We start from the raw sequence: 26,383 nt of genomic DNA, 5'->3' as shown, positions 1-26,383 counted from the left end.
GTACGGACGAGTGCGGGGGCAGCGGTGAGCCGCGGCCCCCGCGAAGGCGGGCCCCTCAGATCCGCGACAGCTCGGCCAGCAGATCGTCCAGACCCAGCGAACCCTGCGACAGCGCCGCCATGTGCCACGCCTTGAGGTCGAAGTCCGCGCCGTGCCGCTGCCGCGCCGCCTCGCGCCCCGCGAGCCACGTACGCTCGCCCAGCTTGTAGCCGATGGCCTGGCCCGGCATGCCCTGGTAACGGATGATCTCGCTCTCGACGAAGTCCGCGGGACGGCTGCAGTGCCGGGCGAGGAACCGGTGGGCCAGCTCCGGCGTCCAGCGCTCACCCGGGTGGAACGGCGAGTCCGCCGGAATGACCAGCTCCAGGTGCATACCGATGTCGATGATGACGCGGACCGCCCGCATCATCTGCGCGTCCAGGTAGCCGAGCCGGCGTTCGGCGCTGGTCAGGAAGCCCAGCTCGTCCATCAGCCGCTCGGCGTACAGCGCCCAGCCCTCGGCGTTGGCACTGACCATGCCCACCGTCGTCTGGTAGCGCGAGAGGTCCTCGGCGACGTGCGCCCACTGCGCCAGTTGGAGGTGATGGCCCGGCACGCCTTCGTGATACCAGGTCGAGACCAGGTCGTACGCCGGGAAGCGGGTCTGGCCCATCGTCGGCAGCCAGGTGCGGCCGGGGCGGGAGAAGTCCAGTGACGGACCGGTGTAGTACGGGGCCGCGGCGCCGCCGGGCGGCGCGATCCGCGACTCGACGTGCTTGACCCGCTCCGCCAGGTCGAAGTGGGTGCCGTCCAGCGCCTCGATGGCCTGGTCCATCAGCGCCTGGAGCCACTGGCGGGTCTCCTCGACGCCCACCACGGCCTCACCGTTCTCGTCCAGCCAGGACAGCGCCTCCCACGGGGTCTTCGCGCCGGGCAGGACCTTCTCGGCCTCCTTGACCATCTCGGCGTGCAGCCGGTGGAACTCCGACCAGCCGTACGTGTAAGCCTCGTCCAGGTCCAGGTCGGCGCCGTTGAAGAAGCGGGCGAGGAGGGCGTAGCGCTCGCGGCCCACCACGTCCGGAGCGCCCGCGACCGCAGGTGCGTAACGGTCGCGGAGCCAGTCGCGCAGCTCCACCAGCGCGCCGGTCGCCAGCGCCGCCGCCGCGTCCAGCTCGCCGCGCAGCGCCGCGGGGCCCGGTTCGGTCAGGTCGGCGAACCAGCTGCGGTTCGTACCGATCCACGTGTCCAACTGGCCGATGACGGTCTCCACTTGCCGCGGCCCGGCGGGGAGGTTCCGCTGCAGGCCGGCCTCCAGCGAGGCGCGGTAGCCCTCCAGCGCGGCGGGCATCGCCCGCAGCCGCTGGGCGAGCGCCGCCCAGTCGTCGTCCGTCTCGACCGGCGTGATCGTCAGGACTTCGCGTGCGGAGTGCAGCGGCGTGTGCAGGTTGCTCACCGTGCGCAGCCCTTCGCCCGACTCGTGCACCGCCAGTTCCGCGGTCAGCCGCTCCCGCAGCAGCCGGGCGCAGCGTCGTTCGATCTCGCTGTCCCCGCCCGGCCGCCGCTCGGCCTCGGCGAGCCGGTCCAGCGTCGTACGGGCCAGTTGGGCCACGGCTTCCTGGCCGGTGGGCGAGAAGTCGGGCAGCCGGCTCGAACTCTCCGGGACGCCGAGGAAGGTACCGGTGATGGGGTCCAGGTCGACCAGGGCGTCGACGTAGGCGTCGGCGACCTGGCGGGGCAGGGGCGCGTGGTCGGAAGCAGTGGTGTGGGACATGCGCCCCATCCTCGTACGGATGCCCCCGGTACGTCATCACCAGCACGCCGTACGTTCCTGTCGGGGCGGCGCGTCCGCGCAGGGCGAACGGGAGCGGAGGGCCGCGGCACCGGCCGCCGCGCCTGCTGACGCGGCCGTCATTGGTCCGGACCGGAGTCTTGCTCCCGCCCGGAGCGGAGCACCAAGCTCACAGAATGGACCTGGAATTGCGGCATTTAAAGACGATCCGGACTATTGCCGACGCGGGCAGCCTGACCAAGGCCGCCGCCCGGCTCGGCCTCGCCCAGCCCGCCCTGAGCGCCCAGCTCAAACGCATCGAGCGCACCCTGGGCGGCCGGCTCTTCGAGCGCGGGCGCTTCGGCGTGCGGGCCACCGCCTTGGGCGAGTTCGTGCTCGAACGCGCCCGCGTGGTGCTGCCCGCGATCAGCGAGCTCCAGCAGGAGGCCGTACGGTTCACCAGCGCGGACGGCGCCGTGGCGGGCCTCCGGCTCGGCGGCACCCACGGCCCGTTGCTCGGCGGCCTGGTGGACCGGCTCGCGACGGTCCGTCCGGGCGTACCGGTGACCACGTTCACCACCTGGTCCGAACGCGAGATCGCCGCGTCCGTCACCGCCGGACGGCTGGACTTCGCCCTGATCGGGGCGTGCGGGGAGAGCCCGGCCCCCGAGCCCGAACGGCTCCGCTGGCGGGAGGTCGCGGTGGACCCGGTCTTCGTCATGCTCGCCGAGGGCCACCCGCTGGCAGGCCGGCGGGAGATCGCCCTGGCGGAACTGGCGGCGGAAGCCTGGGCGGACGTACCGGGCGACGGCTGCTTCGCGGACTGTTTCACCCTCGCCTGCGCCCGCGCCGGCTTCACCCCCACCCGCGTCTACGAGACCGACACCGCGTCCTGCATCCACCTCGTCCAGGTCGGCCGGGCCGCCGGCCTGTGCCGCGCGACGCTGCCCCCCACCCCCGGCATGGTGACCAGACCGCTGGCAGGTACGCCGCTGACCTGGCGCCACCTCGTGGGCTGGCACCCGGCCACCGCCGCCGCCGACTCCGCCGCCGAAGTCGTCGCCCAGGCGCGCGCCGCCCACGCCGACGCCGCCGCGCGCAGCGACAGCTACACGCAGTGGCTCGCCGACCACGGCGAACCGGCCGATCACCGGGACGCGGCCGACCCCGGCCCACCGCGGGGCGCGGAACGCCCGCCGCGGGCCACCGACTACCCATGAGCCCCGCCCGCCATCCATAACACCTGGCAGAAGGACAACTGACATCTTCTCCGGGCCGGCACACGGCACCTACGTTTTCGGCACCTCCACCCCCCCCCGAGACCGAGGAGACCTCCCCCATGCGCCACAGACACGCCCGAACCAGCGCGTGTGCCGTCATAGCCGCCGTCGGCGCGCTCGTGCTGACCGCGCTGCCCGGCTCCGCGACGGCCCAGACCGTACGGGCGGACTCGACGTCCCCGCAGGCCCCCCACCGCTCGGCCGCCGAGACCCTGTCCGTCGGCGCCACGTCCGACGCCGTGTTCCAGGCGATGAAGCGCGACCTCGGCCTCGACCGGGCACAGGCCGAACGCCGCCTGGCCAACGAGGCGGAAGCCGGCGCGGTCGCCGGACGCCTGCACCACGCGCTGGGCGCTTCCTTCGCCGGCGCCTGGGTCAGCGGCACCGAGTCCGCCACCCTCACCGTGGCCACCACCGACGCCGCACGCCTGGCCGCCGTACGGGCAGCGGGTGCGCGCGCCGTCCACGTACCGCACACCCTCGCCCAACTCGAAGTCGCCAAGGACGAACTGGACCGCGCGTCGGCGCGCCGGGCCGCTCCCGAAGCGTCCTCGTGGGCCGTCGACGTCCGGACGAACACCGTGCAACTGCGCGCCGCCGACCCGGCCGCCGCCCGGTCGTTCGTCGCGGCCAGTGGCGCCGACCGCGGCCTCGTCAGCGTCGGCGCGACCGCCGAACGCCCGCGCGCCCTCTATGACATCCGCGGCGGCGACGCGTACTACATGGGCGGCGGACGCTGCTCCGTCGGCTTCGCGATCACCCGCGGCACCCAGCAGGGCTTCGCCACCGCCGGCCACTGCGGCCGCGCCGGGACCTCCACCACCGGATACAACCAGGCCGCCCAGGGCAGCTTCCAGGCGTCCACCTTCCCGGGCCGGGACACCGCCTGGGTCGCCACCAACAGCAACTGGACCTCGACGCCGTACGTCAAGGGACAGGGCGGCCAGAACGTACGGGTCGCCGGCTCCACCCAGGCGGCGGTCGGCGCCTCGATCTGCCGCTCCGGCTCCACCACCGGCTGGCACTGCGGCACGATCCAGCAGCACAACACCAGCGTCACCTACCCGCAGGGCACCGTCAGCGGCGTGACCAGGACCTCGGTCTGCGCCGAACCGGGCGACTCCGGCGGCTCCTTCATCTCCGGCAGCCAGGCGCAGGGCGTCACCTCCGGCGGGTCCGGCAACTGCCGCTCCGGCGGCACCACCTTCTACCAGCCCATCAACCCGCTGCTCCAGGGCTACGGCCTCACGCTGAAGACCACCACGAGTGGCTCCGAGAACCCCGGCCCCGGCCAGCCGGGTGAGACCACCTGGGCCTCCGGCACCGTCTACGAGGCGGGCACCCAGGTCACGTACGACGGCACCACCTACCGCTGCCTCCAGGGCCACCAGGCGCAGCCCGGCTGGGAGCCCGCGAACACACCCTCGCTGTGGGAGCAGGTCTGAGCGACAGCACGCCGGGTCCTCGGCGAGCCGCTGAGGACCGCGGGACGGGCTGAGCAGTACAGCACCGGCAGAACGGCCCAGAGCCACTGAGGTACGGCACCGATCCGCACCGGTCTCCGTACCGCCGGGGCCGGCTGGTACGAGCGCTCGCGTACCGGCCGGCCCCACATTCCTTCGCGCACCCCGGCGCTGCGCGGTCACGCCGTCACGGCACCTGCGGCCCGGGCCCCGGCACGACGCGGGCCGCCGCGTCCGGCCGTACGGGCTCCCGCCGGGCAGGCAGTCCCTGCGGGCGGGCGCTGATCACCAGCGTCCCTTCCTCGACCTGGTAGTCCAGCGGCAGCCCCAGGCCCCGCATCGCCGCCACCATGCCGGTGTTCGACGCCTGCGTGATCACGTACACGCTCGCGCAGCCGGCGTCGGCCGCCATGCCGACCAGCCGGCGCAGCAGAGCCGAGCCGATGCCGCGCCGCTGCCACGCGTCCTCCACCAGCAGTGCGACCTCCGTCTCCTCGCCGTCCCACAGCAGGTGGCCGAGGGCCACCAGCCGCCCGGACGCCGTCTCGACCGCGAGGGTGCGGCCGAAGCGGGGGCTGAGCAGGTGGTCCAGATAGCGCTCGGCGTCGGCGACCGGGCCGTGGTAGCGCATCGCCAGCGTCCGGGCCGAGCAGCGGTCGTGCATCTCACGGGCCGCGGCCAGGTCCGAGGGGTCGGCGCGGCGGACCGTGATGGCGTTGCCCTCGGGCAAGGTCAGCACGTCGCGGCGCGGCGGCACCCGCTGCCCGAGCCGCGCGTCCAGCTCGACGAGCGCCCGTACCCGGGCGAACTCGGTGGGCGTGAAGGGCAACTGCGGGCGTTCGATGGTGACAGTTCCCCCGGACGGGTCACGGAACTGCATGCGGTGCTCTTCGAGAATCCCCTCGTCCGGCACCTGTCCGGCGGGCGGGCGCCCTTTCAGGGCTGCCGCGGGCACCGAACGGATGGTGCAGCGGCCCAGCAACTGGCGCAGCGCGAGCGGCAGTTCGGCGGAGTCCAGTGCCGTACGGGTGGCCAGCCCCAGCATCCGGGTGGGGGCGTCCACCAGGTCGTGGGCGTCCGCGCGCTCCAGCCAGGTGCGGGAGCCGCCCGCCGCGGCGACCGTCCGGGTCAGTTCGGCGGCGGGCAGTGGTACGGGGGCGCGCAGCAGGAACTCGTCCACCGTCCCGTCCGACAGCGGATGTGTCTGCAGGCTGAGGATGTCCACCCGGTGCCGGGCCAGGGCCGTGCACAGTGCGGCGAGGCTGCCCGGCCGGTCCCGCACGGTTGTACGCATCCGCCACAGCGCCGTCTCCCGCGGCTCCCCTTCGGGAACGGCCGGAGCGGTGGGCGCTGCGGCGCCCGTATCGGTCGGCGGCGGAGCGTGCTCGTGGCGCCGTGACCACCAGGTGTGGAACCCGGCCGTGGCGATCAGGACGACCGCCGAGCAGCACAGCAGCACCGGCCCCGACGGGCCGTGCACGATGGTGTTGGCGACGGCGTCCGCCACCGACACCGCGGTGAACAGGGCCGCCAGCTCGACCAGGTCCCGCCGCCAGTGGTGGCGGCGGGCGCTCTTGGCAGATGTCGCGTCAGTCATGCAGACCAGCGTTGCCGACGGGTGTTGCCTGATCGCGAACGCTCTGTGACCGATGGGTAAAGGACGCAATCGCGGCAAAGGCGGCGGGTCGCGGTTCGCGCCGGCCACCTCGTCCGGCGCGGCGCTGCCCGGCACGGCGCCTTCCACCCGCCCGGCGCTTCCTGCCTGCCCGGAGCGTCCTACCGTCCGGGCTGCCCCACCCGTCCCGGTTGCAGCGACCGGCTGAACAGGACCTGACCGCTGTCCTGGCGCAGCCGCACGGTCAGCTCGCCGCTGCCCCCGTCGATGTCCACCTCGCCGAAGTACTGCGGACTCTCGGCGGGGGAGACGTTCGCCCGCCGCGGTGCCTTGACGAAGGGCTGGGCGGGGCCGAACGTGCCGTCCAGCGGCACGGCCGGGAAGCCACCCGCGTTCAACGGGCCCGAGACGAACTCCCAGAACGGCGCGAAGTCCTTGAAGGCGGCGCGCGACGGGTCGTAGTGCTGGGCGGAGGTGTAATGCACGTCGGTGGTCAGCCACACCGTGCCGGTGACGCGGTGGTGCTTGATGTGCCGCAGCAGCTCGGCGATCTGCAGCTCCCGGCCCAGCGGCGCGCCCGGGTCGCCCTGCGCCACTGCCTCGAAGTCCGTCCTGCCGTCCGCCACCACGAGTCCCAGCGGCAGGTCGGAGGCGATCACCTTCCACACGGCACGGGACCGCGACAGCGCCCGCTTGAGCCAGGCCAGCTGCTCGGCGCCCAGGATGCCCTGCCGGTCGTCGGTCTGCCGGTTCGGGGAGTTGGCGTTCCGGTACGTGCGCATGTCCAGCACGAACACGTCCAGCAGCGGACCGTGGTTGATCACCCGGTAGACCCGCCCGCCCCGGTCCGACCGGAGCGTACGGATGGGGAAGTACTCCCGGAACGCCCGCAGCGACCGGGCCGCGAGCACGTCCACGTCCTTCTCCGTGTACCGGGCGTCGTCCAGGATCTGGCCCGGGTACCAGTTGTTGCGCACCTCGTGGTCGTCCCACTGGATGATGGTGGGGACCTGTGCGTTGAAGCGGCGCAGATGCGCGTCCAGCAGGTTGTAGCGGAAGGCGCCGCGGTACTCCGCCAGCGTCTCGGCGACCTTCGATTTCTCCTCGGTGGTCACATTGCGCCAGATCCTGCCATCGGGCAGTCGCACACTGGCCTCGATCGGACTGTCGGCGTAGATGTTGTCACCGCTGCACAGGAAGAAGTCCGGATCGCGGCGGCGCATCTCCTCGTAGATCCGGTAGCCGCCCAGCTCCGGGTTGATGCCCCAGCCCTGCCCGGCGAGATCGCCCGACCAGGTGAAACGCACCCCGTCGCGACGCCGGTCGGAGGCGGTACGGAACGTGCCGGTGACCGGCTCGCCCGTACGCCGGTAGTCGTACGGGTCGGCCAGCAGCACCCGGTAGTGGATCTGCTCGCCGGACGGCAGGCCGTGCAGCGCGGTGGTGCCGGTGAAGTCCGTACCGGGGCCGAGCACCGGGCCGTGCCAGGTACGGGCGTTGCGGAACGACTCGGTCGCCGCCGTCTGCACGAGCATCCGGGCCGGCCGGTCGGAGCGTACCCACACCAGCCCGGAAGAGGCTGTCACATCCCCGGCCTGCACACCCCACGGAGCACTCGGCCGCCCGGCACGCGCCTGCGCCGGCGCCCCTCCCGTACGGGGCCCGGCGCCCGCTCCGGAACCGCCCGCGCCCGCGGCGTGCGCGGCGGCGGGAAGGGCGAGTGCCGCGGTGCCGAGCGCCGCACCGTGCAGCACCGACCGCCGGTTGACGGCTCTGCCGGGTCCTTGCGCCATGTGAAACCTCCCGTAATACGACCGATCTTGGTGACGTTCCCGTTCGTACCGGCACCCGGTGCCCCGCCGCCGAACGGACGGTGAACTCCAGGAGGCTTGCAGAGTACGGCGGGACGGGCGCCACGGCGGACACTCCGGGCCCGGTTCTTCCGTCCGGTGCCGCACACCGCACCCGAACCGGCCACGTCACGGACGTCCTCGCTGGACGACGCCCGGCAGGCCCGCTGGACAACGGCGGGCCGGCCCGCTGGGATGAAGGCGTGCGAACCGACCCCGCGACCGACGTCTTCCAGGAACACCGCCCCGTACTGCTGGGCGTGGCCTACCGGATGCTCGGCCGGGTGGCCGACGCCGAGGACGTGGTGCAGGAGGCGTGGCTGCGCTGGTCGTCCGCCGACCGGCAACAGGTCCGAGAGCCGCGTGCCTACCTGGTGCGCGTCACGACCCGGCTGGCCATCGACCGGCTGCGGCAGGTCCAGGCGCGCCGCGAGGCGTACGTGGGCCCCTGGCTGCCCGAGCCGCTGGCCACCGACTTCGGCGACACGGCCACCGACACCGCCGAGCGCGCCGTCCTCGCCGAGTCCGTCACCTTCGCCGTCCTGGTGGTGCTGGAGTCGCTGTCACCGCTGGAGCGCGCGGTGTTCGTGCTGCGCGAGGCGTTCGGCTACCCGTACGCGGAGATCGCCACCGTCCTGGAACGCGGTGAGGCGGCGGTACGCCAACTCGCGGGCCGCGCCCGGCGGCACGTCGAGGAACGCCGCCCGCGCTTCGAGGTCGACCCGGTCCGCCAGCGTGACCTGACCGAGCGCTTCCTCGCCGCAGCGGCGGGCGACGACCTGCAAGGGCTGCTGAGTCTGCTGGCCGAGGACGTACGGCTGGTCGGCGACAGCGGCGGCAAGGCCAAGGCGCCGCTGCGGGTCATCGAGACCGCCGACAAGGTCGGCCGCTTCCTGCTCGGCGCGGCCCGGGCCGGCATCCCGTCGGCCGAGTTCGTCTTCCGGGAGCTGAATGGTGGAGTCGCGCTGCTGGTGCTCTCCGGGGGCAAGCCCGATGCGGTCTTCCAGGTGGATGTGGTGGACGGTCGGATTCAGACCGTGTACATCGTCCGTAACCCGGACAAGTTGGGGTCGCTTGCCGGGTCGGGGTGAGCGTCCCGGCTGCCCGGCATCCGGCCCGGCCCCGCCCGGGGAGCTTGCCCACTTCCCGTCAGTTTCCGCCCGTCAGTTCCCGTACGGCTGCCCGCAGGCCGAGGCGCGGACTCGACAGGACGACTCCGTACGTGGACCGGGAACCGTCCGTCCCGGTACCGCCCGCCGGGGTGTCGTCCACCACGGCCTCGTCCACCGCAGCCCCGTCCCGCGCGGTCTCGTCCAGCGCGACATCGACCATCGCCGTCCCGTCCGCCCGCTCCGCCGCCGGGGCCATCGACGCCTGAGCGAGGACGATCGCGTCGGCACGCGCCTCGCCGCCGCCCGGGAACGCCTCGCGCCGCGCGGCACGGACGGCCGTGGCGACGGCATCGTCGTACCCCTCCTGGTCGCCCGCCTCGAAGAGGTCCCAGGCGCCCGGCACGACCCGGGTGACGACGGTGACCTCCCGGCCGGCGCGTACGGCCTCCTCGGCGATCAGGTCCGCCGTCGGCCGCAGGGTGCTCTCCACCGTGGCGAGCACGGTGACGCGCGTTCCGGCCGCGACGGCCGCGGCGGCCATCGGCCGGTCCACGCGCAGGACGGGCACACCGACGGCCGCCGCGGCCTCCTCGGCGACCGCGCCGATGGTCGAGCACGTGCACAGGATCGCCGCGGCCCCTTCCCCGGTGGCCGCCGCGAGCACGTCCCGTACCGCCGTACCGACCGCCTCCGGCCCTCCCGCGCGGGCCCGGTCCAGCAGATCCGGGTGGACGAGGTGCCGGAGGGGCGTACCGGGGGAGTTCTCGTCGCGCAGCGCGTCGAAGACCGGGACGTGAACGGAGGAGGTGTGCAGCAGCGCGAGCATGATCGGCAGGCTAACCGATCGCGGTCACCGGTCACCGGCCGTGAACGGATCGGTCGATTGGTCTTGACCAAGGGTGGGGGCGGCCATATCGTCACAGGGATACTGCAACAACCTTTAATAAAGAAGCGCTCACATCCGGGCGCACGTACGGGCTCGGCACGGGCCCGCACTCCGGCGGGGACCACCTCCGCCGGGACGACGGCCATGGCGGAGGACAGGGTGGGGACCACGCAGCTCGAAACGGCGCCGGAGCCGAAGTACTGGCACCTCAAGACCGTGCTCAGCGAGGCGCTGGACTCGGAGTTCTCGGTCGGTGAGATCCTGCCCAACGAGCGCGAGCTGGCGGCACGGTTCGGCGTCGCGCGCGCCACACTGCGGCAGGCACTGGAACAGTTGGAACTGGAAGGCCGGCTGCAGCGCCGTCGCGGAGTGGGCACGACCGTCGCGCCGCCCCGGGTGGGCGTGGCCGTCGACCCCGCGCGCCACACCTGGCCGGGCGCGCCCGGTGACGACTGGCAGCCCGTCGACGCCGTCGAGTCGCAGAACGTGCCCGCGGCCGTGGCCCGCCAGCTTGAACTGGCGCCCGGCGAGCAGGTGCACGTCGTCCACCGCAGCCGCGTCACGCACGGCCAGCCGGTCGCCGCCGAGCAGCTCTACGTGCCCGCCCGTTCCGTACCGGAAGCCGAAACGGCCACCGGCGCCGCCGTGGACGCTCCGGCGCGGGCCCGCACCGTCCTGCGCGAGCTCCAGCAGCTCGAACTGGAGGGCCAGGACCGGGCCGTGGAACTCGGCTCGGCCCGCGCGGACGACGCCAAGGAACTGGACCGGTTGCCCGGCGCCCCCGTCCTCGTCGTCACCACCCGCTACTTCGCCGGCGGCCGCACCGCGGCCGTGGCCCTGTCCACCTACCGCGCCGACACCTGCCGGCTCACCTTCGGCGACAACGTGACCGACGCGGGCGTCACCGTCCTCGCGAGCTAGGACGCACGGCGGCGTCAGGACGCACGGCGTCAGGACGCACGGCGTCAGGACGCACGGCGTCCATGCCGCCGGAGCGCCGCTGCGCGACAATCGGTCCATGCTGAAGATCGGGTCGGTCGTGCTGGGTGCTTCGGACGTGCGGCGTGCTGCCGCCTTCTGGGCGGACGCCTTGGGGTATGCGCCACGCGAGGAGGCGGAAGACGACTGGGTGGTGCTGAAGCCGGCGGAAGGAACCGGTGTCCAGGTGTCGATCGGCCGGAGCGAGACACCCGCGCAGGAGCATCCACGGGTCCACCTGGACCTGTACGCCGGTGACGCCGCCGCCCAGGCCGCCGAGGTCGAGCGTCTGGTGTCCCTGGGCGCCCGGCGGGTCGACTGGGACCGCTACCCGGACGACGCCGACTTCGTCGTCCTGGCGGACCCCGAAGGCAACCGCTTCTGCGTGATCGACACCGGACGAGGCTGAGGGGGAAGCGGGGGAGCGGGAGCGGCGCAGGGGCTCATCGGTCACCGGGCTCCCTCCGTCGTGCCGGTCGGCGACGCGTCGGCCTGCGGCGTCAGGAAGGCCCGCACCATCGGCACGACGAGGTCGGCGCGCCGCGGCAGGTTGCTGTGGGTCGTCCCCGGGAGCACTCCGAGCTGTGCGCCGGGGATCAGCTCGTGCATCTCGACGGCGTGTTCCAGCCGGACGAAGTCGGTGTCCCCGACCAGCAGGAGGACGGGCGCTTCCAGGCCGGCCAGCGTCCGGGCGGGCCACCCCTCGAAGGCGTGCACCGTCGGTTGCAGCTTCTCGGCGAACGCCTCGAAGCGGCCGGGGTCGGGGGCGACCTTCGCGTAGGCCTCGTACATCTCCTGGAAGTCGCTCTCGGTGGGCATCCGCCGGGAGCCCGGCTGCGCCCGCGGGTCGAGGATCTCCGGGTGGTAGCCGTCGGGCCGGTAGTGGGTGGAGGCGAGCACCAGCCGGTTCACCCGCGTGGGCCGGGTGAGTGCCAGCTGAAGCGCGGTCAGGCCGCCGAGGCTGAACCCGAAGAAGTCCGCCCGGCCGATCCCGAGGTGGTCCAGCAGTCCCACCACGTCGTCGGCCAGGTACGCGAGAGTCGGATCCCGGTCGATGTCGCCGGTGTGCCCGTGCCCTTGCAGCTCGACGGCGACGACCTGCCGCGTCGCGGCGAGCGCGGGGAGTATGCCGCCGAAGGTCAGGTCGATGGTGAGCAGTCCGCCGTGCAGCAGGACCAGCGGCTGTCCTGTGCCATGGACCTCGTAGTAGAGATCCAGGCCGTTGACCCGCGCATATCCGGCGGACGACGGATATGCGCCCGACTCCTGCCCCTCGCTCATCGCGCTCTCCTCGGTACGGCCCCGTGACCGGCCCTGTGACGCCTGCTCGGCCGGTCTCCGAGGTAACTGTCAGCACACTAGCCGGGGGGTCTGACAACGCCGCCGCGTCACGCCGGGGACCGGGCCGGAGCCTTCCGTTTCGAGCATCGGTCAAGGCATGCCGGGATTTCGTCAGGGACTGCCGGGGTGCGGGTCAGGGCCTGTCCGAGTATGTGAGGAGGGCGCGGACGCGGCGGTTGTCGCTGTCGTCGGTGACGCCGGGTCTGCCGAACACGGAAGCGGTATTCGCTGATGGTGCTCCGGCGGGGGCAGGGCCCCGCCCGTCTGGCTCACCCGTCCGCCTCGCCCGCGCCTCTCAACGCCGTGCCGTGACCGTTGCGTCCACCGCGAACAGTTCGCCCTCCACGTGGTCCAGCGCGAGCCGCAGCGCGCCCGTGGCCACCGCCGCCTCACCGAGCACGGACAGGGCCACCCGGGGCGGCCGCAGGCAGTAGCGGGCCAGCTCGGCGCGGAGCGGTTCCAGTACGTCGTCCAGGCCGGCGGCCCAGCCGCCGACGACCACCAGTTCCGGATCGAGGGCGAGCACCAGCGCCGCGACGTCGTGCACCAGCCGCCGGAGGAAACGGTCCATCGCGTCCCGGGCCCGCGCGTCACCGTCGCGCGCGAGGGCGAACACCCGCGCCACCTGCGCCTCGTCCAACGGGTGCAGCGGCTGCCCGGTCGTGGAGAGCAGCTTCTCCGGGGTGGCCTCGCGCCCCAGCAGGTGCAGCGCGCCGATCTCCCCGGCGGCACCGCCGAAGCCGCGGTGCAGCCGCCCGCCGATCAGCGCGCCCGCCCCCGGGCTCAGCCCCGCGAGGACGAACACGACGTCGTCCGAAGCGGCGGCCGCGCCCTTCCAGTGCTCGGCCACGGCGGCGGCGTTCGCGTCGTTCTCCACCAGGACGGGGCACCGGAAGGAGCGGCGCAGCCGGTCGCCGAGCGGCAGGCCGGTCCAGCCCGGGAGCGCCGTGCCCAGACGTACGGTGCCGTCCGCCTCCACGATGCCGGGGCTGCCCACCCCGACCGCCCGCAGCGAACTGCGGGCCACGCCCGCCCGCCGCAGCAGCTCGGCCACCGCGGCCCGTACCTTCTCCAGCCGGTCGTCGGCGAACGCCGACTCCTCGACCGCCCGCTGCGCGGAGCCGAGCACCCGTCCGCCGAGGTCCGACAGCAGGGCGGCCACCCGGTGCGGGCCGATCTCGATGCCGAGCAGATGCCCGGCCTCCGTACGGAAGCGGAAGCGGCGGGCCGGGCGGCCCTGGCGGCGGGCGGTGCTCTCGTCGGCAGGCGCCTCGGCCACCAGGCCGGCCTCGATCAGGCCCTCGACCACGCCCTCGACGGTGGGCCGGGACAGGCCGGTCACTTCCACGAGGTGGGTGAGCGTCGGGGAGTCGGCGGCGCGCAGCGCGTGCAGCACCACCGCGGAATTGATCCGTCGCAGCAGGGAGGGGTCCCCGCCGGTTAGCCGCCCCAACGTCCGTCTCCCTCGCATTGCGTGTGTGGCGGATCGTAGCCGGTCAGCCGGTGTGCGGCGAGTCCCGGGCACCGTGCCGGGGCCACCCGGCGGGCTGTACGGTCAGCGGTACGGCGGCTGTGGGCCGGTACTCGTGCCGCTTGCCGCCGGTGTCCTCTGTGCCGGTCGCCGATGTCCCGTTCGCCGAACTCGCGGTGCCCGTTTCGTCGATCTCCGGAGCCCGGCCAGAGCCGCCGAGGCCCGCCGAGGACCCCCGCGAGCCTGACGCGGAGCCAATTGTCAGACCCTGGCGGTTTACTGACGGCATGACGCACACGACCACCACCGCACAGCATCTCACCGCCATCGACCTCCTCCGCGGCCGCGACTTCCCCGACGAGCCGGTCCGCTCCGCCATGGTCCAGAGCGGCCCGGGGTTCCACGTCGCGCAGCTCCGCGGCGACGAGCAGCTCTGGGACGCCGACCCGGCGGACGTCGAGGAGACCGCGCAGGAGTACCGCGCCGACCTGGAGGGACTCATATCGGCTCTCTGCTTACGGTGGGGCGAGCCCGAGGTGCTCGACCTCGCGGGCCATCTGGAGCGGGTGGCCATGGGGATGCCGGTCCGGCCGCCGCTCGACGTCCTGTGCGGCCAGGTCCCGCGGGTGCACACCTGGTGTGCCGGAGGGCGGTGGATCGCGGTCGGCCTGGGGGAGGGCGGGCCCGGGATGCCGGTCTTCCAGTTGCTGGCGGCGGTCGGCCGGGCGGATGCGGTGCGCTGAGCACGGGGAACGGGTGGCGGCACCGGTGCCGCCGGCCCGGTGCGGACCGGCGGCACCGCCACCACCACCCGTTCCGGGGCCGTGGGGTGCGGGGGCCGCGCGCCGACCGTACCGGCGCGGCCGCCCCCGCATCAGGTTCCGGGCTGTCCGCCCGGCTCGTCCTACTTGTTCTGGTCGCCCTGCTCGTCGCGGTGGTGCGCCCAGGGGTGGCGCAGCCGGATCCAGATGTCCCGGGCCTGGCGTCCCGCCTCGGTCCGGCTGTGCGCCACCAGCTCGCGGGCCTGTTCCGGGGTCTCGACCATCGGGCCGGAGCCCCGCAGCGGCTTGCCCGCCGTCTCGTGCAGGAAGAAGGCGGCGATGAAGCCGATGACACCCGCGATCATCAGGTAGTACGCGGGAATCATGTGACTGCCCGTGGACGCCACCAGCGCGGAGGCGACCAGCGGAGTGGTGCCGCCGAAGAGCGAGACGGAGATGTTGAACGCGATGGACAGCGCTCCGTAGCGCAGATGGGTGGGGAAGAGCGCCGGCAGCGTCGAGGCGGAGGTGCCCGCGAAGCACACCAGCAGCAGACCCAGAATGAGACACCCGAAGGCCGGCAACAGGATGCCGCCTGCGCGGATCAGCAGGAACGCCGGATAGGCCAGCGCGACGAGCGCGATGCTGGCAGCCATGAACACCGGGCGACGGCCCCACCGGTCCGAGGTGCGGCCCACGGTCGTGATCGTCAGGGCGACGACGACCATCGTGCCCAGGACCATCAACTGGGCGGTCGTGGCGTCCTCGCCGAGCGTCTCGGTCATGAAGGTGGGGAGGTAGGACGTCACCATGTAGTTGGTGACGTTGTACAGCAGCACCAGACCCATGCAGATCAGCACGGCTTCCCAGTGCCCGGTGAAGATCTCCTTCAGCCGGCCCTTGCCGGACTGCCGGGCCTCCTCGACGGGCGTGTCGCCGGAGCTCGCGTTCTCGGCCTCCTGCCGCGCGGCTTCCGCCTCCTGCTTGAAGGCCGGGGTCTCCTCCAGCTTCATGCGCATGTAGAGACCGATCAGGCCGAGCGGCCCGGCCACCATGAAGGGAATGCGCCAGCCCCAGCTCTCCAGGCCGTCCGTGCCCAGTACGGCGGTGAGCACGGTGACCAGGCCGGAGCCGAGGGCGTAGCCGACGAAGGTGCCGAAGTCGAGCCAGCTGCCGAGGAAACCGCGGCGCTTGTCCGGGGCGTATTCGGCGATGTAGGTCGTGGCACCGGCGTACTCACCACCGGTCGAGAAGCCCTGCACCAGTCGGCACAGGAGCAGCAGCAGAGGCGCCGCGAAGCCGATGGAGTCGTAACCGGGCAGGAAGCCGACCGCGAAGGTGCTGATCGCCATCATGATCATGGTGGCGGCCAGCACCCGCTGCCGTCCGATGCGGTCGCCCAGCGGTCCGAAGACCAGACCGCCGAGCGGCCGCACGAGGAAGGCGGCGGCGAAGGTGGCGAAGGTGGAGACCAGCTGGGCGCCGGGGGAGCTGGACGGGAAGAAGACCTTGCCCATCGTGGCCGCCAGGTAGGCGTAGACCCCGAAGTCGAACCACTCCATCATGTTGCCGAGGGCGGCCGCCGTGACCGCGCGGCGTACCTGCGGTCTGTCGGTGACGGTGACTTCCTCGACACTGAGCTGGTGTTTGCGGCGGCGCAGCAGGGTGCGCAGCAGCCGGTCGGTGTCGGAGTTCCTTCCTCCGTCCGACCGCTTGTTCCGCCGGACGCGCGGCGGCTGAGGCTGACCGGTAGTCATCTCGTCCTGTCGCTAGGGGCTGAGCGGCACATCGGTAACTCCGAGTATCAACGTAAAGGTCGAAATCGGCATAACCAGCATAGGAGCGACACGAATGGGGCTAACGGAACGCCGGGCGGACTGTCGGCTCACTGGCCGTATCCACCCGGCGCAACGCTCCCGAACGGGCTAAACGCTCGGCACGGCCCCACCATCCCGTGCGCCCTACACATAACGCACGCCTTACCCGTAACGCGCGACTCACACGTCCCGCGCGTCACCTTCCTCGGCCTCGTCGGCGAAGGCCACCGCGCGCAGCCGCCCGTACTCCTCCGCCAGCGCGGCCGGCGGATAGTGCGCATTGAGCCCACTGGGGTTGGGCAGCACCCAGACGCGGGTTTCGCCGATCGTCCGCTCCTGCGGACCGACCTTGGCGTGCTTGTCGTCGAAAGCCACCCGATAGGCCGTCACCCCGGCCACCGCGAGCCATGCCGGGCGCAGCCGCCGCACCTTCTCGGTGAGCTGCCGCCCGCCCTCGCGGAACTCCTCGGCGGTCAGCTCGTCGGCCCGTGCGCTCGCCCGCTCCACGACATTGGTGATGCCGATGCCGTACGCCAGCATCTCCTCCTGCTCGGCGGGCTTCAGAAGCCGGGGGGTGAACCCGGACGCGTGCAGGACGGGCCAGAAGCGGTTGCCGGGCCGGGCGAAGTGGTGCCCGGCGGCGGCCGACATCAGCCCGGGATTGATACCGCAGAAAAGCACCCGCAGGCCGGGCGCCGCCACGTCGGGGACGAGGCGGCCGCGCGCGGCCTGCAGTTCCTCGGGAGTGAATCCCATCTCAGCGGGGCCTCACAGGATCGAGCCCGGCGCGTACGCCGCGGCCTCGGGGTGCTGCTTGGTGATCTCCTCGATCCGCGACACGACGGCGGCCACCTGGTCGGCGGCGGCGCCGGTGAAGGACAGCTTGTCGGCCATCAGCGCGTCCAACTGCGCACGGTCCAGCGGAATCCGCTCGTCCGCCGCCAGCTTGTCGAGCAGTTCGTTGCGCTCCGCGCCCTGCTCGCGCATGGCGAGCGCCGCGGCGACCGCGTTCTCCTTGATCGCCTCGTGCGCCACCTCACGGCCCACCCCGGCCCGTACGGCACCCATGAGCACCTTGGTCGTGGCGAGGAAGGGCAGATAGCGGTCCAGCTCCCGCGCGACGACGGCGGGGAAGGCGCCGAACTCGTCCAGCACGGTCAGGAACGTCTCCAGCAGACCGTCCAGGGCGAAGAAGGAGTCCGGCAGCGCGACCCGGCGCACCACCGAGCAGGAAACGTCGCCCTCGTTCCACTGGTCGCCGGACAGCTCGCCGGCCATCGAGGCGTAGCCCCGCAGGATGACCATCAGACCGTTGACGCGCTCGCAGGAGCGGGTGTTCATCTTGTGCGGCATCGCGGACGAGCCCACCTGGCCGGGCTTGAAGCCCTCGGTCACCAGTTCGTGGCCGGCCATCAGCCGGATCGTCTTGGCGATCGAGGACGGCGCCGCGGCGAGCTGCACCAGCGCGGTGACCACGTCGTAGTCCAGCGAGCGCGGGTAGACCTGCCCGACGGAGGTGAACGCCTGGCCGAAGCCGAGGTGCCCGGCGATCCGCTGCTCCAGCTCGGCCAGCTTCGCGGCGTCGCCGCCCAGCAGGTCCAGCATGTCCTGCGCGGTGCCGACGGGGCCCTTGATGCCGCGCAGCGGGTAGCGGGCCAGCAGGTCGGTCAGCCGCCCGTAGGCCACCAGCAGCTCGTCGGCGGCGGTCGCGAAGCGCTTGCCCAGCGTGGTGGCCTGCGCCGCGACGTTGTGCGAACGCCCCGCCATGACCAGCTCGGCGTGCTCACCGGCGAGCCGGCCCAGCCGCGCCAGGACGGCGACCGTACGGTCGCGCATCAGCTCCAGCGACAGCCGGACCTGCAGCTGCTCGACGTTCTCGGTCAGATCACGGGAGGTCATGCCCTTGTGGACCTGCTCGTGCCCGGCGAGGGCGTTGAACTCCTCGATGCGGGCCTTCACGTCGTGCCGGGTGACCTTCTCCCGCTCGGCGATCGAGGCCAGGTCGACGTCGTCCAGCACCCGCTCGTAGTCGGCGAGCGCCTGCTCCGGCACCTCGACCCCGAGGTCCTTCTGCGCACGGAGCACCGCGAGCCACAGCTTGCGCTCCAGCTTGACCTTGTACTCGGGGGACCACAGGACGGCGAGCTCCGCGGAGGCGTAGCGGCCGGCCAGGACATTCGGAATGCGGGGCTTGGCAGTCACGTGACGAGAGCTTACCTGTCGTCTGTGGTCTCCATGGCGCTCAGGTGGGGCGCCTGCAAGCCAGGTCAGAGCTTGGTCAGGGACGGCTTAGCGCCGCGTATGTGAGACGAATGTGAGACGGACCGGCTGCTCGCCGCGCGGAAGCGGAGCGGCGTCACTGTCTGTGTCGATGAGGGTCCGAATCGTAGCTCTGGGGACGCCGCGCGCGATGCGTCCTCCGCACTAGTGGAGGGCACTGGGGGTTCCTCTCTGATGAGAAGGCGATGCTCGGCGGTCAGAGTCCGGCGCGGATATCGAAATTCTCGTTCGATCGCGCAGCGTCTGGTGGACATGGCGGCTGTGAAGCATTCGCACGGTCCGCTGCCGGAGGGGGGCAGGCAGCGGACCGCTCTAGAAATATGCCGAGAGGTACTGGGAGGTCAGGTACCAGGGGCAACGCATTACGGACTGGTCATCATCGCCCGCCCCCAGCACATGCCCGTTTGAACGCAGGGCGGGGCCCTTGTCCGAGTCGCCTACCGGGGCCTCTCGCGGGGCCGCCCTTTTCGTCTCGGACACGCTCGTCGCCTTGGCGCAGTGGGGTCGGTATCTGGCGCTGATGCGAAAACGGCTACGCCCCCGCCGTCCTCTGGTAAGGGCGTTCGTGTGCACGGGGCTCCCGAATGGTGCCGCCGCTTGCGACCGTCAGGATCGGGCGTGATCAGCGGGGCGGCAGGCCACACACTGGTCCCCGAACAGGGCGAGACGGGCTTCTGCGGACGTATACCAGGTGCCGCATCCGTCACAAACGGTGCGAGCGCGGGTGACGCCGCAGCTTCCGCACAGCGACCGGGACAAGCTGGGCGCATCGGCCAGCAGCACCCCGACCTCCAGCAGCGCATCGTCGGTGCCGCACTGCGGACAGGTGATCAAGGGCCGCCGATCGGCGTTGCCCCAGTTGGTCTTCATCCAGGAGACGAGGGCGGTCGTCGGACGGGACCACCAGGCATGACAGAAACGGCAGGCCAGAGGGCGGTCGCCGTCGCCGACGACCAGGGCCCACTCGCCGCAGACGGGGCAGGCGAGGGTGCGGTCCATAACGAGGGACAGTTCGCCGTGCAGACGGGCGAGGCGGGTGGCGCGGCAGACGGGCACCTGCAGGGCCATATACGAGGTCAGCCGCAGCTTGCAGTTGGCGAAGTCCACCTCGCGCTCGGGGACAGCGGGAAGGAGCTCGGCGCGGATGAAGTCGACGAGGAAGTCGAGCACCTGGCCGACGCGGCTCTCGATCTCGTGGGTCGAGATCTTAATCAGGCCGTGGTGCAGCAGTTTGTTGCGCCAGGCGGCGAGGATGGTCAGGCTCTTGGCCGCTCGGGCGTCGACGGTGACGTCGGCGATCTTCTTCAGGCGCTCGAGGGTTGCGGTGAGGGTGCAGCTCTCGAAGTTGCCGGACTCATAGCGTGGGCGGCTGGCGGCGCCGGGGTCCCGGAAGGCCTGGGTCCAGTGCACTCGGGTGAGGCGGGCCTTGAGCAGGACCTCGGCGGCGGCGTGCAGATGCAGTACCACGTATTTCAGCTTTCGCGGACTCGGTGGGCCGCAGCGCAGGTCGTTCGAGACCGACCGCAGGTAGTCGATGGCGTTGGGCACCGGCGGAAAGCGCATCTCGTGGTCGGCCGTCGGCGGGGGCTTTGGCAGGCGGCCGGGGCTGGTTGCCGGAATGCCCCTGACGTGATCGCCGCGGGCCATTACGTCACGTGACGCTTGTTTCTGGCTGGGCATTCGCAGTCCTTCCTGACCGGGTAGATGGGGAGGAAGCTAGCCCCGCGTCACAACGCTCAGACGATCTCCTGCCGAACTCCAGCGGTGAAGTGGATCAGTGTGCTAGCCGGGCATCTCCCGGGATGCGAGCGCGGCCTGGTCGGGCGGCACTGCCTGACGTTCCCCTGCGCGGGGTGTGCGCCGTCGCCAATCCGGCCACGCAGGAGCACAGTCGAAGGGGACGGAAGGGGCTGACCATGGCGGATTGTGATCACGAATTCGTGCCGTGGAGCGGTGAGCAGCGGTGCCGGAAGTGCGGGGAGACGAAGCGCTAGGTTGCTCGTTGTGCTGGTGAGGGGTCGCGCCTGCGGCCCCTCTTCTCGTCGCGAGGGGGTCAGGTGTCACGTACTGCTTGGGAAGATCTGCCGTCGGAGACTCGCGCAGTCATAGAGGAGCACACCGGTCCGGTGGCCGACGCTCGGCCGGTCGCGGACGGTTTGACGTGCAGCATGGCGGCGGTGCTGACGACGGCCTCAGACCCCGTGTTCGTGAAGGGCGCGCCAGTCGGTGACGCGCGGGCTCGGGCCGCGCAGGCGATGGAGGCCGCAGTGAACGCGGCGACACGCGAGGTGGGGCCGCGGATGCTGTGGCAGGTCCGGGCCGGCGGCTGGGACCTGCTCGGCTTCGAGTACGTCGACGGCCGACACGCGAACCTGTCGGCCGGCTCGGCGGACCTGAAGCTGGTGGCCGACGTGCTGCAGACGGCTCAGGCCGTCCGGGCGCCCACGAGTGTGCCGTCGTTCGCCGACCGATTCGCCGAGGTGCTGCCCCGCGAGCAGCTCCACCTGCTGCGTGGCGACACCCTGCTGCACACCGACACCAACCCGCACAACCTGCTCGTCGGCGACGACCGGGCGTGGATCGTGGACTGGGCGATGTCCGCAACTGGCCCGGCGTGGGTGGACGTGGCGTACACGACCGTGCGGCTCATGGAGGCCGACTGCCCGCCGAGTCGGGCGCTGGAGTGGGCGGCGCAGTTCCCGAGCTGGACGAGCGCGTACCCGCGCGCCGTCGAGGCGTTCGTGACGGGCACCTGCCGACTCTGGGAGCGGCAGGTTGGAGCCCGGGACGCCCGGCCGAGTAACGGCCGTTTCGGCGTCCTGGAGCGGGCCGCGTGACCGGCTAGGACGCCGTTGCTGCCGCGGTTATCGTCCACGGTGGCCGGGTGTTGCTGATCCGTCGCCGGGTGCCCGAGGGCGAGCTGTCCTGGCAGTTCCCCGCGGGCGCCATCGAGTCGGGCGAGTCGGCTGAGCAGGCCGCCCGTGCGGGAGACGTTGGAGGAGACGGGGCTGGCCGTCGAGGCGGTGAAGCTGCTCGGTGAGCGCGTCCCCCCCGAAGACCGGACGGCTGATGTCGTACACGGCCTGCTCGATCGTCTCCGGCGAGGCGCACGTGGCGGACGCCGAAGAGCTGGCCGAGATCGCATGGATCACGCACGCGGAGATTCCCCAGTACGTGCCCTATGGCGTGTACGGACCCGTGCAGGAGTACCTCGACGAGGCGCTGGCGCATTGACCGCACGACATGCCCCCGGCCGGGCCGTCCTGCCGGGGGCATCGTTGTCTAGAGCGCCCGTTCGCCGCCTCCACGGGGTCGCATGGGGCTGGTGCGCCCGGATCGCGCCTCGCGCGGTGCCGGGCGGCGGCCGGGGGCTCGGGGGCCCCGTCTTGATGGCGGCGTGCGCGATGCCCGCGGAAACCGCACGCTCACGCTATGGGGGATTCGAGGAAGCCTTCGCGGAACTTGGGCAGCGGCTTGCTGACGTGCCCGTACTGCGGCCTGCCGCAAGAGCAGGTGGCAACGCTCGATCATGACCCGGTTCTGCTGGAGCCGCGGATGCGGGTCCCTGCACATAAGGTGCCGGCGGAGCGCCGCTGGATCGAACTGTCGGACGGCCGGGTCACCGTGTATGGGGTTTGCCCGCCCGAGCCGACCCAGCGGTGCCGGATCGAGCACGCGCTCGCGTGCCCCGAGCAGCAGCTGCCGGACCTATGGCCATGGCTGACGGCGCTGCGGCAGGAGAACGCCCGCAAGGCGCTGCGGCAGGCTGAGAGCCCGCCCCTGTCCACCAGAGAGGAAGGCTTGCCGGACACCGGCTGAGCGCACAGCAACGAGCCCCGCCCGGAAACTGGGCGGGGGCTCCGCCGTGTTCAGCTGTTGAGGGATTCGATGCGCAGGATGCGGACGCGCCCGATAGGTGCTTCGAAGACCACGAAGATCACGCGGGTGTGGCGAAGGGTGCGGCTTCGCTTGACGCCTCCGCTGCCGGGGATCTCCCGGGTGCCTTCGTAGGGGTTCTCGCAGATCTTGAGTACGGCGTGGTCGAGCTCGTTCCGGGCCTCGTCGGGGAGGGAGTCCCAGACCGCTTGGACGGACTCTTCGTAGCGCAGCTTGTACACCCGGTACAGGGTGGCAGGTCAGGCGGCGCCTTGGGCCCGAATCCTGGAAGAGATCTGCTGCAGGCGCTCGGTGCCGTCCACCCACTGCCCGGGCGGCTCTTCTCCTCGGGCCTCGTGGGCGATGACCTCGTCGGCTTGTTCGAGGGCGGCGAGGGTGTCCTTGGCAATGCGCTCCCACTTGGCAAAGACGGTGAGGAGCTGGTGCGCCGGCGCCCGGTTTATCTCGCTCAGGAAGCGCTGTACGAGGTCAGGGTCGGCGAGGGCGTCGCGGATGCTTTCGATGGTCCACGGCTGGTCACTCATGCCGTCCTCCAGGTTGGGATGTGACACCACCCTAGCGTTACCTGTTGCGTACGTACCAGCTAAACGAGAAGCGGCTCAGGTCGTAACCCGCAGGTCACCCAGCAGTTCATAAACCGTGAATCCTGACGATCTCACCGCCCTGCGACTCCTCCTCGACACGGACGACCCGCTCCCCCCGCTGATCACGGCGAGCGAGGCGCTGGAGTGGACGGGTCAGTTCCCGAGCTGGACGGGCGCGGACCCGCGTGCCGTCGAGGCGTTCGTGACGGGCGCGTGCCGGCTCTGGGAGCAGCAGGTTGGAGCCCGGGATGTCTGCCCGAGCAACGCGCGCTTCACCGCTCTGGAGAGGGCCCGCATGACAGCTTGCCGCTACACGTATGTCGAGGCTGCAGAGGGGCTGCCTGGCGATCACCTGGAGGGGTCTATCGTCTCGCCGACGAGTTCGAAGTGACAGGCCCGGAGGAAGGCGCCGAACTTAGCAGCCTGGGTTTCCCGAGCCCTTTCGCGGTCGTCTCGGGCCTGCGTGAGTTCTTCTTCGTTGAGTCGAAGCCTTCCGGCCTTCAAGGCGGTTTTCACAAGCGTCTCGCAAGCTCGTCGGAGATCAATAGCAGCCTCGGCCACGGGCCTTGATCCGAAGATGTAGATCTCGTCGCAGGCGGCACAAATATCTCCAAACTGGGCGACCATGGCATCCCAGGCTGTGTTCCGCTGAGCATCGCCGTCTTCGGAACGCCTGCTTGCTTCTCTCAGACTGTCGGCACTCATGACGCTCGTGGGTAACGCTTGTACGCAGCGCATTAACGAGTTGGTGCGTGATAGCGGGTGGGACGTGCCGGGCCGCGCGGTCGCTGGTATCAGAGGGGGACGCTGCGGTCGGATACGAGGCCGGCGATGGCGCGGTAGGTGTCGGGCAGCCGATCGCGGCGGTGGGTCCAGCGCATCAGTTGTTTCCAGCGTTTGTGGTCGGCCAGGGAATGCTCGACGGTGATGCGGTCGCTGGAGTGGCCGTGCCCGTCAAGTTCCCACTGTTCGAACCGCCCTGGAAGGGCTCCGGGACGGGGCTTTCTCGGTGGTGTCACGGCCTGACCGGGATGGTCGCGGCCCAGGCCCAGGTAGCCGTCATCGAGGAGGACTTCCACCTGATCGAAATGGTCGAAGCAGCCGGTGGCACCCGCCGCGCGAGCGGCGGTAGCGTCGTGCATCCGTCCCGGCCGCAGCGTGTCGGTCCACAGGGTGCGGCCTTTGCCGTCGGCGATGACCGTGGCCTTCATCGTGTTCTGTTTCTTCTTGCCCGACACGAACGCTCGCCTGCCCCCGCGGCCGGCAGCGGGCCGGCGGACCTGCACCTCGGTGGCGTCCAGCCTGAGTTCGACACCCTCGGCCTGCGCGCAGGCGAAGACGTCCTCCAGCGTCCGAAGCCGCAGACCCGGACGCTCGGGAATCGCGCACCCCCGCTCGGCCAGCAGCCGACGGACCTCACCGACGGCGCGCGTGACAGTCGAGCGGTCGACGCCGGACAGGACACCCAAGACCGCGTGTGGCAAATCGTGCCGCAGATGAATCAACGTGACCACCAGCCGGTCCACGAACACCATCCGATACCGGGCACCAGCCCCCGGTGCACGCTTCCTCGACCCACCCCGTGCCTGGAACCGTCGTCCCTCAGCCGACGCCGTCCACGGCTGGGCCAGTTCCTCAACCAAACGCGCCAGATGCCCCGCCGAGATGCCCATGAACACCGGATGCGCCAGGACCGCCCGATCGACCATGCCCCTCACGACCAGAGCATGCCCACCCGCTATCACGCACCAACTCGTAAGACGGTGTCCGGCGAGCGTGCGCTGCCGCTGCCGAAGTGGCCGTGGGAGGCGCTGAAGAGGTTCCGCGCCCAGCAGGCGCGGGAGAAGCTGGCCGCGGGCTCGGGGTACACCGACACCGGGTACGTCGTGGTCGATGAACTCGGGCTGGCACTGAACACGCGGCATCTGCGGGAGCACGCCTACCGGCTCATGGAGGAGCTGGGGCTGCGCCGCGTGCGGCTGTACGACGCCCGGCACTCGTGCCTGACCTACCTCGCGGTGAACGGCGTGCCGGACATCGTGCTGGCCGCGTGGGCGGGGCACACGAACGCGAACTTCACCAAGCGTAAGTACGTGCACGTGGCGCCCGAGGACATGCGGGCCGCTGCGGCGGCGTGGGACACCTTCCACGGCGGAGATCCAAAAGCCGGTGTGTGAGAAATTGTGAGAGATGATCTCTCTGGAGATGCCTCATACGGCACCTGACCAGGGCAGTTGGTGAAGCACGTAGAACAGTGACGAGAGTCTACTGGTCACCCGACAGCCCCGAATGCCAACCCTCTGACCTGGGAAAACCGCTCTTTTTCTTGATCGAATGGGTGGGAGGGCGGGAACCGGGGGCAGCCAGAGGTCCCCCGCGGTCCGGTCCCGGGAGACGCGGCGGTCCCGCCGGGCGGCTCAAGGCCGGGTCGGCGGGCTCCGGGGCGCTCCTCAGATCCGGTCGGCGGCGATCAGCAGGTACTGGAAGCTGCCGTTGCGGTACGCGGTCAGAAAGGTTTCCTCAATGCCCGTGACCAGGTGGTCGGCCTGGCTGCGCAGTTCCCAGTACGGCAGCGTGGCCTCGGTGAGGTCCTCGACGTGCACGGGGACCAGCCGGTGGCGGGCCATCGCGCGGAAATACGCCGACCGCGGATGGATGTCGCAGATGTAGTGGGCGTTGATGAGGGACACCTCGCGGGAGGCGCGCCCGTAGGCGTCGTTGTAACAGCCGGTGATCACCACATAGCGCCCGCCGCGCCGCAGCAGCCGCGCGTGCTCGGCGAACAGCAGGTCCAGCTCGACGTACATGGTCGACTCGTTGTTCCAGGACGCGGCGTACGCGCCGGTGGTGAAGCCGGTGTCGAGCATGTTGCGGTGGTGGTAGCGCACCTTGTCGTCGATGCCGCGCCTGCGGGCCTGCTCGTTGGCGAAGTCGGCCTGCTTGGCGGAGATGGTGGCCCCGTCGGCGCGGCAGCCGTGGCGCAGGTGCGCGACCACGCTGCCGCCGCCGCGTCCGCACCCGGCGTCGAAGACGCGGTCGCCGGGTGTCAGGGCGCCGAGGTGGGAGGCGAGCAGCTCGGCCTGGGCGTGTTCGAGGCGGTGCAGTTCGCCGGTGAGGCGTTCGCGGCGCCGGACGGGGTCCGGCTCGTCCAGTACGGACCGGTCGGCCTCCCCGATGCCGTAGTGGTGGTGGTACAGGTCGTCGATCTTGCCGAGCTCCAGGTTGACCGGGTTCTCCTCGGTGTTCCAGTAGTCCGCGACGCGGGCCTGGTACGTGGTCTGGGTCGGCATGAGCGGGCGTG

Annotated in this window: 24 protein-coding genes and 1 pseudogene; 10 read left to right on the top strand and 15 right to left on the bottom strand. The window is 71.5% G+C overall.

Annotated features, from left to right (window positions below; all coding sequences use genetic code 11):
• Window positions 1-55 precede the first annotated feature (55 nt).
• The gene (locus AB0A97_RS36700; RefSeq protein WP_361158785.1) at window positions 56-1,750 is read right to left on the bottom strand and encodes a DUF885 domain-containing protein; all 1,695 of its coding nucleotides are present in this window, start codon (window positions 1,748-1,750) and stop codon (window positions 56-58) included.
• 194 nt (window positions 1,751-1,944) lie between these two features.
• Here AB0A97_RS36700 and AB0A97_RS36695 point away from each other — a divergent pair, with 194 nt between their 5' ends.
• Together AB0A97_RS36695 and AB0A97_RS36690 are read left to right on the top strand one after the other, a co-directional pair.
• Complete coding sequence (locus AB0A97_RS36695) at window positions 1,945-2,967, top strand: LysR family transcriptional regulator (RefSeq protein WP_361158782.1); 1,023 nt, start codon at window positions 1,945-1,947, stop codon at window positions 2,965-2,967.
• 119 nt (window positions 2,968-3,086) lie between these two features.
• The gene (locus AB0A97_RS36690) at window positions 3,087-4,472 is read left to right on the top strand and encodes a carbohydrate-binding protein (RefSeq protein WP_361158779.1); all 1,386 of its coding nucleotides are present in this window, start codon (window positions 3,087-3,089) and stop codon (window positions 4,470-4,472) included.
• A gap of 205 nt (window positions 4,473-4,677) precedes the next feature.
• Here AB0A97_RS36690 and AB0A97_RS36685 read toward each other — a convergent pair whose 3' ends face one another.
• The gene (locus tag AB0A97_RS36685) at window positions 4,678-6,087 is read right to left on the bottom strand and encodes a GNAT family N-acetyltransferase (protein ID WP_361158777.1); all 1,410 of its coding nucleotides are present in this window, start codon (window positions 6,085-6,087) and stop codon (window positions 4,678-4,680) included.
• Between the two features lie 179 nt (window positions 6,088-6,266).
• Window positions 6,267-7,898 (bottom strand): alkaline phosphatase D family protein, encoded by a 1,632-nt coding sequence (locus AB0A97_RS36680; protein ID WP_361158775.1) that lies wholly within the window; start codon window positions 7,896-7,898, stop codon window positions 6,267-6,269.
• Between the two features lie 260 nt (window positions 7,899-8,158).
• On the opposite strand from AB0A97_RS36680, the gene AB0A97_RS36675 reads away from it, so the two are divergent.
• Entirely contained in the window at window positions 8,159-9,046 is an 888-nt protein-coding gene (locus tag AB0A97_RS36675) for an RNA polymerase sigma-70 factor (protein WP_361158772.1), read from the top strand.
• Between the two features lie 58 nt (window positions 9,047-9,104).
• Here AB0A97_RS36675 and AB0A97_RS36670 read toward each other — a convergent pair whose 3' ends face one another.
• Entirely contained in the window at window positions 9,105-9,893 is a 789-nt protein-coding gene (locus AB0A97_RS36670) for an aspartate/glutamate racemase family protein (RefSeq protein WP_361158769.1), read from the bottom strand.
• Window positions 9,894-10,112: 219 nt separating this feature from the next.
• On the opposite strand from AB0A97_RS36670, the gene AB0A97_RS36665 reads away from it, so the two are divergent.
• Both AB0A97_RS36665 and AB0A97_RS36660 read left to right on the top strand, forming a co-directional pair.
• Window positions 10,113-10,874, top strand: coding sequence for a GntR family transcriptional regulator (locus tag AB0A97_RS36665; RefSeq protein ID WP_361158767.1), 762 nt, complete (start codon window positions 10,113-10,115; stop codon window positions 10,872-10,874).
• A gap of 97 nt (window positions 10,875-10,971) precedes the next feature.
• Window positions 10,972-11,340, top strand: coding sequence for a VOC family protein (locus AB0A97_RS36660; RefSeq protein WP_361158765.1), 369 nt, complete (start codon window positions 10,972-10,974; stop codon window positions 11,338-11,340).
• A 41-nt stretch (window positions 11,341-11,381) separates the two neighbouring features.
• Here AB0A97_RS36660 and AB0A97_RS36655 read toward each other — a convergent pair whose 3' ends face one another.
• Both AB0A97_RS36655 and AB0A97_RS36650 read right to left on the bottom strand, forming a co-directional pair.
• Window positions 11,382-12,212 (bottom strand): alpha/beta hydrolase, encoded by an 831-nt coding sequence (locus tag AB0A97_RS36655; RefSeq protein ID WP_361158762.1) that lies wholly within the window; start codon window positions 12,210-12,212, stop codon window positions 11,382-11,384.
• Window positions 12,213-12,567: 355 nt separating this feature from the next.
• Window positions 12,568-13,725, bottom strand: coding sequence for an ROK family transcriptional regulator (locus tag AB0A97_RS36650; protein WP_361158760.1), 1,158 nt, complete (start codon window positions 13,723-13,725; stop codon window positions 12,568-12,570).
• Between the two features lie 305 nt (window positions 13,726-14,030).
• Between AB0A97_RS36650 and AB0A97_RS36645 the strand changes: the two genes are divergently transcribed.
• Window positions 14,031-14,486: a hypothetical protein gene (locus AB0A97_RS36645; RefSeq protein WP_361158757.1), complete on the top strand. Its 456-nt coding sequence runs from the start codon at window positions 14,031-14,033 to the stop codon at window positions 14,484-14,486.
• Between the two features lie 161 nt (window positions 14,487-14,647).
• Here AB0A97_RS36645 and proP read toward each other — a convergent pair whose 3' ends face one another.
• The 4 genes from proP to AB0A97_RS36625 form a co-directional block, all read right to left on the bottom strand.
• Window positions 14,648-16,180, bottom strand: a complete 1,533-nt coding sequence (gene proP / locus AB0A97_RS36640) for a glycine betaine/L-proline transporter ProP (RefSeq protein WP_361158832.1) — start codon at window positions 16,178-16,180, stop codon at window positions 14,648-14,650.
• Window positions 16,181-16,501: 321 nt separating this feature from the next.
• Window positions 16,502-17,077: a G/U mismatch-specific DNA glycosylase gene (gene mug / locus AB0A97_RS36635; RefSeq protein WP_361158755.1), complete on the bottom strand. Its 576-nt coding sequence runs from the start codon at window positions 17,075-17,077 to the stop codon at window positions 16,502-16,504.
• 12 nt (window positions 17,078-17,089) lie between these two features.
• On the bottom strand, window positions 17,090-18,523 hold the full coding sequence (gene purB / locus AB0A97_RS36630) for an adenylosuccinate lyase (protein ID WP_361158752.1): 1,434 nt from the start codon (window positions 18,521-18,523) through the stop codon (window positions 17,090-17,092).
• A gap of 684 nt (window positions 18,524-19,207) precedes the next feature.
• Window positions 19,208-20,281, bottom strand: coding sequence for a hypothetical protein (locus tag AB0A97_RS36625; RefSeq protein WP_361158750.1), 1,074 nt, complete (start codon window positions 20,279-20,281; stop codon window positions 19,208-19,210).
• A 587-nt stretch (window positions 20,282-20,868) separates the two neighbouring features.
• Here AB0A97_RS36625 and AB0A97_RS36620 point away from each other — a divergent pair.
• From AB0A97_RS36620 to AB0A97_RS36610, 3 genes and pseudogenes are all read left to right on the top strand, one after another.
• Window positions 20,869-21,438: a phosphotransferase gene (locus tag AB0A97_RS36620; RefSeq protein WP_361158748.1), complete on the top strand. Its 570-nt coding sequence runs from the start codon at window positions 20,869-20,871 to the stop codon at window positions 21,436-21,438.
• Window positions 21,439-21,491: 53 nt separating this feature from the next.
• Window positions 21,492-21,835: pseudogene (locus tag AB0A97_RS36615) on the top strand (NUDIX hydrolase).
• Between the two features lie 228 nt (window positions 21,836-22,063).
• Window positions 22,064-22,420: a DUF6083 domain-containing protein gene (locus AB0A97_RS36610; protein ID WP_361158744.1), complete on the top strand. Its 357-nt coding sequence runs from the start codon at window positions 22,064-22,066 to the stop codon at window positions 22,418-22,420.
• Between the two features lie 50 nt (window positions 22,421-22,470).
• Here the strand turns inward: AB0A97_RS36610 and AB0A97_RS36605 are convergent, their stop codons facing one another.
• From AB0A97_RS36605 to AB0A97_RS36590, 4 genes are all read right to left on the bottom strand, one after another.
• On the bottom strand, window positions 22,471-22,719 hold the full coding sequence (locus tag AB0A97_RS36605; RefSeq protein WP_361158741.1) for a hypothetical protein: 249 nt from the start codon (window positions 22,717-22,719) through the stop codon (window positions 22,471-22,473).
• Between the two features lie 18 nt (window positions 22,720-22,737).
• Window positions 22,738-23,049, bottom strand: coding sequence for a hypothetical protein (locus tag AB0A97_RS36600; protein ID WP_361158739.1), 312 nt, complete (start codon window positions 23,047-23,049; stop codon window positions 22,738-22,740).
• Window positions 23,050-23,430: 381 nt separating this feature from the next.
• On the bottom strand, window positions 23,431-23,787 hold the full coding sequence (locus AB0A97_RS36595) for a hypothetical protein (RefSeq protein WP_361158736.1): 357 nt from the start codon (window positions 23,785-23,787) through the stop codon (window positions 23,431-23,433).
• A gap of 89 nt (window positions 23,788-23,876) precedes the next feature.
• The gene (locus AB0A97_RS36590; RefSeq protein WP_361158829.1) at window positions 23,877-24,791 is read right to left on the bottom strand and encodes a transposase family protein; all 915 of its coding nucleotides are present in this window, start codon (window positions 24,789-24,791) and stop codon (window positions 23,877-23,879) included.
• Between the two features lie 18 nt (window positions 24,792-24,809).
• Here AB0A97_RS36590 and AB0A97_RS36585 point away from each other — a divergent pair, with 18 nt between their 5' ends.
• A complete protein-coding gene (locus AB0A97_RS36585) occupies window positions 24,810-25,259 on the top strand; it encodes a tyrosine-type recombinase/integrase (protein WP_361158734.1) in 450 nt (149 codons plus the stop codon).
• 273 nt (window positions 25,260-25,532) lie between these two features.
• Here the strand turns inward: AB0A97_RS36585 and AB0A97_RS36580 are convergent, their stop codons facing one another.
• On the bottom strand, window positions 25,533-26,372 hold the full coding sequence (locus tag AB0A97_RS36580; RefSeq protein ID WP_361158826.1) for a geranyl diphosphate 2-C-methyltransferase: 840 nt from the start codon (window positions 26,370-26,372) through the stop codon (window positions 25,533-25,535).
• Window positions 26,373-26,383: the final 11 nt, after the last annotated feature.

It is taken from the genome of Streptomyces sp. NPDC045470, assembly GCF_040646595.1.
GTDB lineage: Bacteria > Actinomycetota > Actinomycetes > Streptomycetales > Streptomycetaceae > Streptomyces.
The sequence above is the reverse complement of the archived record's forward strand: the minus strand, read 5'-3'. Positions and strand labels throughout refer to the sequence as shown.